General features: G+C 40.3%; 9 protein-coding genes. 1 reads left to right on the forward strand and 8 read right to left on the reverse strand.

Features of this window, described 5'->3' with window-relative positions; genetic code table 11:
* Positions 1-17: 17 nt before the first annotated feature.
* From mutS to B7E05_RS13535, 8 genes are all read right to left on the reverse strand, one after another.
* The gene (gene mutS / locus B7E05_RS13500; protein ID WP_080874689.1) at positions 18-2,627 is read right to left on the reverse strand and encodes a DNA mismatch repair protein MutS; all 2,610 of its coding nucleotides are present in this window, start codon (positions 2,625-2,627) and stop codon (positions 18-20) included.
* 225 nt (positions 2,628-2,852) lie between these two features.
* Entirely contained in the window at positions 2,853-3,425 is a 573-nt protein-coding gene (locus B7E05_RS13505) for an outer spore coat protein CotE (protein WP_080874690.1), read from the reverse strand.
* Positions 3,426-3,688: 263 nt separating this feature from the next.
* On the reverse strand, positions 3,689-4,117 hold the full coding sequence (locus tag B7E05_RS13510; RefSeq protein WP_080874691.1) for a YlbF/YmcA family competence regulator: 429 nt from the start codon (positions 4,115-4,117) through the stop codon (positions 3,689-3,691).
* Positions 4,118-5,677 (reverse strand): tRNA (N6-isopentenyl adenosine(37)-C2)-methylthiotransferase MiaB, encoded by a 1,560-nt coding sequence (gene miaB, locus B7E05_RS13515; RefSeq protein WP_080874692.1) that lies wholly within the window; start codon positions 5,675-5,677, stop codon positions 4,118-4,120.
* A 212-nt stretch (positions 5,678-5,889) separates the two neighbouring features.
* Complete coding sequence (locus B7E05_RS13520) at positions 5,890-6,150, reverse strand: stage V sporulation protein S (RefSeq protein ID WP_040980240.1); 261 nt, start codon at positions 6,148-6,150, stop codon at positions 5,890-5,892.
* Between the two features lie 90 nt (positions 6,151-6,240).
* Positions 6,241-7,038, reverse strand: coding sequence for a TIGR00282 family metallophosphoesterase (locus tag B7E05_RS13525; protein ID WP_080874693.1), 798 nt, complete (start codon positions 7,036-7,038; stop codon positions 6,241-6,243).
* Positions 7,039-7,124: 86 nt separating this feature from the next.
* Positions 7,125-8,687 (reverse strand): ribonuclease Y, encoded by a 1,563-nt coding sequence (gene rny, locus B7E05_RS13530; protein WP_080874694.1) that lies wholly within the window; start codon positions 8,685-8,687, stop codon positions 7,125-7,127.
* 486 nt (positions 8,688-9,173) lie between these two features.
* Positions 9,174-9,890 (reverse strand): dihydropteridine reductase, encoded by a 717-nt coding sequence (locus tag B7E05_RS13535; RefSeq protein ID WP_080874695.1) that lies wholly within the window; start codon positions 9,888-9,890, stop codon positions 9,174-9,176.
* 523 nt (positions 9,891-10,413) lie between these two features.
* On the opposite strand from B7E05_RS13535, the gene B7E05_RS13540 reads away from it, so the two are divergent.
* Positions 10,414-11,670 carry an IS110 family RNA-guided transposase gene (locus B7E05_RS13540; protein WP_080873567.1) on the forward strand — a complete coding sequence of 419 codons (1,257 nt, stop codon included), beginning with the start codon at positions 10,414-10,416 and terminating at the stop codon, positions 11,668-11,670.
* Positions 11,671-12,042 lie beyond the last annotated feature (372 nt).

A 12,042-nucleotide genomic window follows, 5' to 3' on the forward strand; every position in this document is an offset into this window, starting at 1 on the left:
CACCTTCCTCTTACATGTTACTTTAATTTCTTCTGCAGGCGATATAATTCATTCATAGCCTCTAACGGATTCATTTCCAATATATTCAAATTTTGGAGCTCTTCTAATGTTTTGCTTTCTTTGTGATTGAACTTCTCCGGTTTACGCGGCTTATTATCCTCTTCTACAAAAAAGGATAATTGGTCAGACTGTGCATCTTCCGGTTCAATCGTTACTGCTGTTTCTTTCGATTCTTCTTGTGTTCCTTCTTTTACGCCGTTGTTTTCAAAGCCCTCGAGAATAACAGAAGCGCGGCTGATTAATTCATCCGGCAAATCTGCTAATTTAGCTACATGAATCCCGTAACTCTGATCTGCTGCTCCTTCTTTAATCTGATGGAGGAATACAACATTTCCTTCATGTTCTTCTGCACGGACATGGATATTTTTTAAATGCTCTAAGGTATCTTCCAACGCTGTCAACTCATGATAGTGGGTAGAAAACAGCGTTTTTGCATGAATATGATGATGAATATACTCTACAATCGCCTGCGCTAAAGCCATGCCGTCATACGTACTTGTACCGCGTCCAATTTCATCTAATAAAATCAGGCTGTCCGCTGTTGCATTCCGGAGGGCATGTCTTGCTTCCAGCATCTCTACCATAAAGGTGCTCTGTCCGGACACCAAATCATCCGCCGCCCCGATTCTCGTAAAAATCTGATCAAAGACAGGGAGTACTCCTGATTCTGCCGGAATAAAGCAGCCTGTCTGCCCCATAATGGCAATCAGAGCCACTTGACGCATATACGTACTCTTACCGGACATGTTTGGACCTGTAATAAGCAGCATCTGATCATGATGATCCAGATGTACATCATTCGGTACAAAAGTACCGTTTTTCATCACCTGTTCAACTACCGGATGGCGCCCGCCCTCTACAGCGAAAACGCCTTTCTCAAACGTCGGCCGCTTATAATTATTTTCTTCACTAACCGTTGCAAATCCCTGCAGCACATCGATTTCACTGATAATCTGTGCAAGCTGTTGAATTAATGGAATCTCCTGCTTTATCTGCTCTCTAATTTCAATAAATAAATCGTACTCCAACTCCACACTTTTTTCATCTGCTTCTAAAATAAGCGTCTCTTTTTCTTTGAGCTCCGGCGTAATAAAACGCTCTGCATTCGTAAGTGTCTGTTTACGCTCGTAGCGATCATCTTTTAACAGATGCAGGTTCGGCCTTGTTACTTCAATATAATAACCAAACACACGGTTATATCCTATTTTAAGGGACTTAATCCCGGTTTGTTCCCGTTCTTTCTGCTCTAACGATGCTATCCATTGTTTGCCGTTCTTAGAAGCATCGCGATATTTATCCAACTCTTCATGGTAGCCTTCTTTGATTAAGGCCCCTTCTTTGACAGAAAGCGGAGGATCTTCTACCAAGCTATTTTCCAGTAATTCTACCGTATCTTCCGGGTAAATTAAAGCATCTGCCAGTTTGTCAACTTCAGCAGTTTGCAATTCGCCGAGCGCTTCTTTTATTTCCGGGATTTTCTGCAAAGACTGTTTTAATTGGACGAGGTCTCTCGCATTCACATTTCCAAAAGCAATTCTTCCGGATAAACGCTCTAAATCATAGACGGATTTTAAATTTTCCCGTATATTTTCCCGCTCCATAAAAGCGTTCAGAAAAGTCTCGACAACCTCAAGGCGGCGGTTAATAGTAACTTGATTCAATAACGGGCGTTCCAGCCATTTTTTCAGCATTCTTGCTCCCATCGCTGTCACCGTCTTATCAAGCACCCACAGCAGACTGCCGCGCTTAGACTTTTTCATAATTGTCTCTGTCAGCTCTAAATTACGTTTGGAATACATATCCAGGCTCATATATTGTTTTAATTCAATCACTTCTGCCGGCTGCAGGTGGTCCAGAGAGCGTTTTTGTGTACTTTGGATATAATTTAATAATCTGCTGAAAGCTTTCATCAGACGTTCATCGTTTAAGTTATCGCTTAAATCACGAAATTCTGCATTAAAATTGACTTCATCCTGATAGGATACCGTCACCTGCAATCTGTCCTGCAGCTGTGTTTGCATTTCTTCAGGCAGCGTGGATGAAATAACAATTTCCTTTACCGGCTGGTGATAAAATTCATGAATCACACTGTCCCAGCCATCTTCCATTAACGCAAGGCGATTCTCCCCGGTAGATAAATCATTATACGCAATTACAAACGAGCCATCATCAAAATGGGATAAGCTGCCAATATAATTATTTTCCCCTTCTACAAGCATATTACTTTCCATCACTGTTCCCGGCGTGATCATTTGAACAACTTCCCGTTTGACGACCCCTTTAGCAGTCTTGGGATCTTCAACCTGCTCACAGATGGCTACCTTATAACCTTTTTCGATTAATGTTTTAATATAATTTTCCGCAGAATGATAAGGCACACCACACATGGGAATCGGGTCATCGCCGCCAGCCCGCTTCGTTAAAGTGATTTCTAATTCCTGCGCTGCCTTTATGGCATCATCATAAAACAACTCATAAAAATCTCCGAGCCTGTAAAATAAAAAAGCATCCTTGTATTGTGATTTTATGTCTATGTATTGCTGCATCATTGGTGTTATTTTACTCATGCATCTTTTCCTCCAGCTTGCTAAAATAGTCTATATATCTTTTCATGTACTTTTATATTTCATCTTATACGAATCGAATTCCATTATAGCATATTCTAAAGTATCCTTGTCCTATCCTGTTCTTAGAAAAACGAAACATTCGCTAAAGAGTATAGGAATGTTTCGTTTCAGCATTTCCTGCAGTGTGTAATAGAAAACGAGAGTATTAACTACCCTCGTTTCATGTTAATCTTTGTGATTGTGATGGATAAAGTCCGGTTTGATATCTTCTGCTTCATCATCCGTCATTTCATAATCCCACATAAAATCATCTTCTTCATCGTCACTCTGCCAATTCGGCTTTACTTTCACACAAATTTTCGTTTCTCCAATGATTTGCACAACAAATTCACGCTCGATATCAACCGAAATACTTTTGCCCTTATCTGAAATCATACACTCTAAGCAATTAGGCTGCTGAAGTACTTTTGCGATAATATCATATTCATCATTAATACAATTATCGTCTTTTACAGATAAAGGAACGACATCTGTATACTCCACCCTTTCTGTGATAACCTCTGTCTTTGTATTATCGTTGTAAGAATACCATACGTTAATATCATAACTGCCACTGATAATGACAGTATCCTCAGACTTCTTCTTTGCGTGGTACAGATGATTAATTACCCAGCACCCAAGAATACTTGTCGGACGATGGCTCGGAGTTATCGTATGGGTGTCTTTTGTAAATTTTCTGCCTTTACCACATACTGCTTTCGTAATGATTTCTCTATATTCTTTATCAAGAAAAGTCATGATATATTTTACCTCCTCTTTTTTCATAGTCATTTTATGCACGGCAAATACCTAAAGTGCATAACTCTTGCCAAGAAAAAAGAAAAGGCGTCGTTTTAAGAATAACCTAAAGGGTTTTTATTGCGAAAAATGGGCTGACAGCAGCCGTTCCATCCTAATAATAAGGGCGTGTAAAAGTTTTCGTTTTTCACTGGATAATGAAAAGCCGGACAACTGAATTATCCGGCTTTTCTTCTATCTATTTTTATGACACGAATACAGGATTAGTTCGCACAGCTGGAACTATTTTTTGTCTGCGATCCTGTTTCTCCTTTTAGCACATCGCCGCCTGTGGATTCAATAATATCGTTTGTAACCGTACGGGATATGGTTTTGGAAACCAGCTGCAGAACATCATTCACCACAATTTGTGATTCTTTAAACTCCTGCACTACAGGAATTTCATCGATTTCATTTTGTAATTTATCAATTTCTTGTTCAATACGCTGCAAAGCTTCCTTCTTTTCGTAGGCTTGAAAGTTAACTGCCTGTTTCTGCAAGGTTTTTATTTTTTGAATCAGATTCTGCACCTTTTGATTCGCATTTAATTTAGCTTCTACTTGTTTAAAACGTTCGATTTCTTCCGTGCTTCCAAGCATCGCCGCTAACTTTCTGGCTTCATCAAGTACTTCTTTTCGTTCATACATCGCCATTTATTTCACCTCAACTTTATTTTCGACCATAACACCGTTTAGTGACCATGTTTTTGTCTCTGTAATTTCTACTTCCACAATGTGGCCAATCGCCGATTTAGGTCCTTTAAAGTTTACTAATTTGTTTCTTTCCGTATAACCGGCAAGTACATCCGGGTCTTTCTTACTTTCCCCTTCTACCAGAACCTTCACAGTTTCACCTTGATAAGTCTGCATTGACGCTGCAGATTGCTTATTAACCAGTTCATTTAAACGATATAAGCGTTGTTTTTTCACTTCTTCAGGAACGTCATCCTGCTTTCTTGCAGCCGGTGTTCCTTCCCGCGGGGAATAAATAAAGGTGTAAGCAGCTTCAAAACCAACTTCTTCAACCAATGTCATTGTTTCTTCAAACTGCTCTTCTGTTTCGTTCGGGAAACCAACAATAATATCTGTTGTCAATGTTGCATTTGGCATGGCTTTACGAATTTTTCTTACTAATTCTAAATAATCTTCCCGAGTATATTTACGGTTCATTTTCTTCAATATTTCACTGCTTCCAGACTGAACCGGCAGATGAATATGATCAAGAAGATTTCCGCCTTGGGCCAGCACTTCAATCAGACGATCATCAAAGTCACGTGGATGGGATGTTGTAAACCGGACACGCGGGATATCAATTTTATGGACATCATCCATTAAATCACCTAAACCATATTCGATATCATCAAAGTCTTTTCCATAGGCATTTACATTTTGACCAAGGAATGTGACTTCTTTGTACCCTTGTGCGACAAGATGACGGACTTCCTGAATAATATCCTGCGGACGTCGGCTGCGTTCTTTACCGCGCGTCATCGGCACTATACAGTACGTACAGAATTTATCACAGCCGTACATAATGTTTACCCATGCTTTTGTTTTGCCTTTACGTGCTTTAGGCAGATTCTCAATAATGTCGCCTTCTTTAGACCACACTTCCACAATCATTTCTTTGCCAAACAATGCTTCTTTCACCAGGTGTGGCAAGCGATGGATATTATGCGTTCCAAATATCAAGTCAATGTGCTGATGCTTTTCCAGAATCCGGTTAACAACGGACTCCTCCTGTGACATACATCCGCATACACCAATAATCAGATCCGGATTTTCTAATTTTAACGGTTTTAAATGGCCGATTTCACCGAATACTTTATTCTCCGCATTTTCACGTATGGCACATGTATTCAACAGGATGATGTCCGCTTCTTCGGTCACATTCGTGGATTCATAACCCATTTCTGATAAAATACCAGCCATGACTTCCGTATCGTGCTCATTCATCTGACATCCGTAAGTACGGATTAAATACTTTTTCCCCTCGCCGATTCGTTGCATATCTTCCGGGATAGAGAAATCATAATGAAATTGAATGTCTTCCTTACGGCGCTTTCTCGCTTTCTTTATATCAGGAGATTGCGGTTCATATTCCATTTGAAAATATTTAGCGATAAATTCCTCACTGGATGTATTTTTAATGCGTTCTATATTTGTTTCTTCGTTACGAATCTGGGCCTGTTGTTTTCGTTGTTCTTCATTCATCAGGTTAATCCCCTTTCTTTCATCGATTCATATGTATTAATGCACTAACCTATAGTATAAAGCCTATATATAAATTGTACAATATGCAAAGCTGGAAACATCAAAAAATCTCTTTTTCCATTATTGAAAAAAGAGATTTTTCCATTTCCTGCATGAATCATTGCTTATACTTGGTCTATCTTTCCTTTTGAACAAACATTTGGCATGCTATCTTATCGGGGTTCAATAATTAGCTTAATTGCCGTACGTTCCTCATCATCAATTAAAATATCTGTAAATGCCGGTATACAGATTAAATCGACTCCACTTGGTGCTACAAAACCGCGAGCGATAGCAACTGCTTTGACGGATTGATTCAGTGCTCCTGCACCGATTGCCTGAATTTCAGCCGTACCCCGCTCCCTAAGTACATTTGCCAAAGCTCCTGCCACTGAGTTTGGATTAGATTTTGCTGAAACTTTTAAAACTTCCATCACTAGTACCTCCTCATGTGCTATTTATACTTTTATTGCTACTATTTCTCCTGGAGATGTATACCGTGTCCGACTGTACAATAACAGATATTACACAAAGAAGGGGTGATCATCATTAATAAGAATCCTTTCAATGGCTACTGCTTTTCCAGTCGAATCGTCCGTACTAATGAATACTCCATTTAGTTGTGTTCTTCCCTTTTTTTCAATTTCAAAACGTACTGGAAGAGAAGTTTGGAATCTTTTAATAACGGACTCCTTCTCCACACCTAATATTGCATCATACGGTCCTGTCATCCCCACATCTGATATATATGCAGTACCTTCAGGCAATATTCTTTCGTCTGCCGTTTGCGTATGTGTATGCGTTCCGACAACAGCTGTTACTCTTCCGTCTAAATACCAGCCGAGAGCTTGTTTCTCACTTGTTGCTTCCCCATGAAAATCAACAAAAATCGTATTGGTTCGTTTCTTCGCTTCCTCCAGTAATTGATCTGCTTTTCCAAATGGATCATCAATCGGCGGAAGGAAGGTTCTCCCTTGCAGATTAATCACGGCTGCTTCTTTTCCATTAATATTTGTGTAGGTTATGCCTTTACCAGGATTATTCTCCGGGAAATTTGCCGGACGAATCATCGCAGGTGCCTGATCAATAAACTCAAAAATTTCTTTCTTATCCCAGGTATGATTGCCCATCGTAATAACCTGTGCTCCGGCTTGTAAAAATTGTTTATAAATTTTTTCCGTAATTCCTTTTCCGGCAGCTGCATTTTCTCCATTAATAATCGTTAGATTCGGCTTATATTTTTCTTTTAATTTCGGCAGGTAATCTGAAACCATATCTCTTCCCGGAGAACCTACAACATCACCAATAAATAAAATTTTCATTTCTTCCAACCTTTCTTCTCAGCGCACGAAACAATATATATTTGTTTCTAATCTAAAAAGCAAAGGCGACATCTGTCGCCCTTGCTTTATTTCGCGTATTCAACTGCTCTTGTTTCCCGAATAACCGTAATTTTAATATGTCCAGGGTAGTCAAGCTCCCCTTCAATACGTTTTCTGATATCACGAGCAATTCTCGATGATTCCATGTCATCAATATCATCAGGACGAACCATGATACGGATTTCACGGCCGGCTTGAATGGCAAATGACTTCTCTACGCCTTCAAACGACTCAGATATCTCTTCCAGTTTTTCTAAACGCTTGATGTAATTTTCAAGGGTTTCACTTCGAGCTCCCGGTCTGGCGGCAGAAAGTGCATCTGCAGCTGCAACTAACACAGATATAACAGAGGTTGCCTCTTCATCTCCGTGGTGGGAAGCAATCGCATTAACAACAACTTCATGTTCATTGTATTTCATTGCCAGTTCTTTTCCGATTTCAACGTGACTTCCTTCTACTTCATGATCAATCGCTTTTCCGATATCATGGAGAAGGCCGGCTCTTCTGGCCAAATGAATATCTTCACCTAATTCTGCTGCCAGCAGTCCTGACAAGTAAGCAACTTCGGTTGAGTGCTTCAAGACATTTTGACCGTAACTTGTACGATATTTTAAACGACCCAGAATCTTTACAAGATCCGGATGTAACCCGTGGACTCCAACTTCAAATGTTGTTTCCTCACCCACTTCACGTATATACTCGTCAACATCACGTCTGGATTTTTCAACCATCTCTTCAATACGTGCAGGGTGAATTCTGCCATCCTGTACAAGTCTTTCTAATGCCATGCGTGCGATTTCACGCCGTATCGGATCAAAACCGGATAATATAACCGCTTCCGGTGTATCATCAATAATTAAATCAATTCCCGTTAACGTTTCTAATGTGCGGATATTTCGTCCTTCTCTCCCGATAATACGGCCTTTCATCTCATCATTTGGCAAATTCACAACAGAGACCGTTGTTTCAGCAACGTGATCAGCTGCGCATCTTTGAAGTGCAAGCGACAAGATATCTTTCGCTTTCTTATCCGCTTCTTCATTTGCACGATTTTCAGCTTCTTTAATCATAATAGCTGATTCATGCTGGACTTCTTTTTCAATGCGCTCTAAAATAACTTGTCTCGCCTGTTCGGTTGTATATCCTGAAATGCGCTCAAGCTCAGCTTGCTGCTCGTCTTTCATAGCTTCCACTTTGCTTTTCATTTCTTCAATTTGTTGTTGTTGTTCCACTATCGTTTGTTCCTTTTGTTCGAGCAGAACTTCACGTTTGTCTAATGTTTCACCTTTTCTGTCCAGATTTTCTTCTTTTTGCATCAGACGATTTTCTTGTTTTTGAGCTTCCGCACGACGCTCACGAATCTCTTCTTCGGCTTGGGTCCGAAGTTTATGATTCTCATCTTTTGCTTCCAGAAGCGCCTCTTTCTTAGCAGTATCTGCATTTCTGTGTGCTTCGTCCACAATTTGTTTCGCTAATGTTTCCGCACTAGAAATTTTAGCTTCTGCAATAGATTTACGTACGAGATAACCAACAACAAATACGACGACTAAAGCAAGCAAAATGGAGATGATAATAACCACAGTATTCATAACTTCACCTCCTATTGCCTATAAAATTGTAAATTGCGTATTTGTCGGCATATCACATTTTCAAATGCATCAAATAAAGGTAATTTCATAAAGTAAATTATAAAATTATACACTATTAATATTAATTCTCACCCGCCGGAATGTCAAGGAACTCCCGATATAAATTATAATATATTGGAAATAATATTCGTTATGAAATCGAAGGGTGATAAACCAGATTTTATTTGTTGAAGCAGGAATCTTACAAAAGCCCTTCGATGAAATGAGTTATCGCAATGATTTTCGGCGGGGCGAGCAATCATAGCAATGTTGTCAGGTTAGTGTGACCGCTACGGAAAAACACTACGATATCAATGCGGTACTTTTATATGTTACCAGAGGCGGAGGGTTGTTTAACATTAGATTCATTTTTGCTTCATGATTGGTTTTGATGAAAAACTATTTTTTTCATTAAAAAACCATAGTTCTCGAACTATGGTTTTTCGTTTAACTTGACAAGTCAAATGATAAAAATGCAGGTAATTGCTGTTCATGTTTATCGAGCATAATTTGTTCCGGCTTAACGCCCTGCTCACGCAACACTTCAATATTCTGTGTGAGGAATTCGTCACTACCAACAATATAGAAGAGTCCATTTTTGTCTGCGGCAAAATTTTTCACTTCTTCATAGTAGTCTTTACGGTTATCAACAAACTGTGATGTGAACTTTTTATCAGGTGCAGATTCAAAAATAGGCGTAAATAAGAAATCTCTGGATGAATCAATGTTCAGTGAATGAATCTGATTGACGTTATCAGTACGTTCCAAATACTCAAGCACAAGTGGTCTGAACGTTGCCAGGCCAACTCCCGAGGACAGCAGATACACATTTCTGTCTTCTCTTTTAAGCGGCACATTCGAATGTGTTTTAAATATAGCCACTTCATGACCGACTTCCATATTTCTTAAAATAGATTTAAATTCCGAGCACTGCTCTCTAATCCGGGTTGTGATACCGATTGAATTTTCATGCGGCAAAGTGGAAATGGACATATGCCGAATCAGACTGCGGTTTGGTTTATCTCCGGCATTGAAACCTTCAAATGCAAAGTGAGTATGGGCACCTTCTTCCCATGTGAAGCCTTCCGGACAGTCGAGCAAGTATGTTTTCACCTCAGGGGCTTCCTCAATAATCTTATTTATTTTAGTCCAGTATATTTTCATAATGCATTCTCCTTGTATATTATGTTTAAGCCTAATAATTAATAGATTTTAGGCATCACTTGTACCTTGAAAATTAAATAATAATAGTTAGTCATTTTATTTATTGTTGGAGGGCGCAGCTTCGTAATGAGCGTATGCTTGCCTTGGCAAGCATACCGCGAATTAGAAAGAAGCAAGCGACAGTGCGGTAGCCCTCAAACAAAAGTGTTTACGATGCTGAGCTGTCTTTGGGAAAATAGCCATAGGTAGCGTTCCTACCAAGGGATTGTTCCGATTTCTCCTGTTGCCCCAAGCTAACACTTGGGTGTCTTCCAATTAGAGAGTGTTGCCCTGGCCCTGTGTTATAGACCTACACGTTGACTGTTTCCCGGTCAGTTAGCCCTCCCGCAAAGCAGAAGGAGGCTCATGCACTGCTGACTCCCGGTGTATTCCAATAGCTCGCAAGGCTGTCGTTCATAGGTTTCCCAGGGACATCTCAGCATCGTAGGCGCTACATCATCATAAACCAAAGGAGGTGATTCCTATGACTTCTCCCTTGTTCGTCGGAATTGACGTAAGCAGTAAGCATAACGTCGTCTGTTGCTTAACCCGGGACGAAGTGAAACGGCCTCTGAGCCGATTTACCATTACCAACAATCGTCCCGGCATTCAAGAATTGAAAGACCGTATTTCCAAACTCGTCAAAAAACATGGGTTTGAACAGGTTTTATTCGGTCTGGAACACACCGGAAGCTATTCGACGCACACGGCTATCTATTTGCAGCAGCACCTGGACTTTGGCGTATCAGATAAATTGGTTTACGCATTGAATCCTAGCCTTATCAAAGAATTCAAAAAAGCGAATTTTCTCGATGCTCCCAAAAACGACCGGGTGGATGCCTGGTATATTGCCGCAAAACTTCGTGCAGGTAATTTACCGCATCCTTATACGTGGAGCGAGCCACAAATGGCTCTACAGCGACTGACACGTGCACGATATCATTTGATGCAGGATTTAACACGGGAGAGCAACTTTCTCCTGACAAACCTGTATTTAAAGTTCAGCGACTATACCATCGCTGGACCGTTTAAACAAAACACGCTCGGCGTAACGTCCATGGCCGTCATGGAAGAGTTTACTTCCGTTGAAGAACTCGTTGATATCTCATTGGACGAGCTCATTACCTTTTTGGTGCACCATGGAAAAAATCGATTCGATGATCCCGAAGCCGTTGCCCGTTCCTTAAAAAAGGCAGCACGGTCTTCTTATCGGCTATCTGACTCCATGGCAGATTCGGTCAACTTAGCGATGGCATCCAGTATCCGGGTTATTCGCGCTATTCAGCAGGAATTAAAGGTCTTGAAAAAAGCCATTATGGATCATTTAGAAACCATCCCACAAACGCTGGATACAGTCCCGGGAATTGGTCCGATTTTCGCTTCTGGTATCCTGGCCGAAGTAGACATTCATCAATTCCAAAAACAGCAGCAGCTGGCTAAATTCGGCGGAATTGCCTGGAACCAGTCGCAATCCGGTGATTTTACTGCCAATCGAACCCGGCTGATTCAATCGGGGAACCGCTATCTCAAGTACTACCTCTTTGAGGCCGCAAACAGTGTTCGGGTGCATGACCCTGTTTTTGCCCAGTACTATGCGAAAAAGCGGGAAGAACCAAAAGAATTTGCCAACAAACGTGCCCTTGCGCTTACAGCTCGAAAACTTGTGCGGTTGATCTTTTATCTGCTGAAGAACAACCAAATTTATCATCCAGAAGGAGGGATGCCACAAAATCATAAATAGATTTTTATCGCCCTTTTTCTTTCACCTATTAATTTGTTTATATGGTATAAAATGTAAACAAATTAGGGTGGGTTTAGTTTCCTATTGCCTTTTTTAGCTGTATTGGCACGAATGAAGTAGGTTTTTAAAAATCAGTGCTTGACATTATACCGCTGCTCTCATCCATTAATGTTTCTGCTATCATTCAGTATACAATAAATGATAACAATTCTCAATTAAATAGATGAATTATTTTAAAAAAACGAAACTTCCTTCAGTGGGAGTTTCGCTTTATCCCCTACTAAATATGAAAAGAATATGTTCGTGGCCCCTTGAAGCAGGAGGCTTACAAATGCTCTTCGCCGGGGCGAGTAAGCGCATTCCCCAGTCCCA

This window comes from Oceanobacillus timonensis, assembly GCF_900166635.1.
Classification (GTDB): domain Bacteria; phylum Bacillota; class Bacilli; order Bacillales; family Amphibacillaceae; genus Oceanobacillus; species Oceanobacillus timonensis.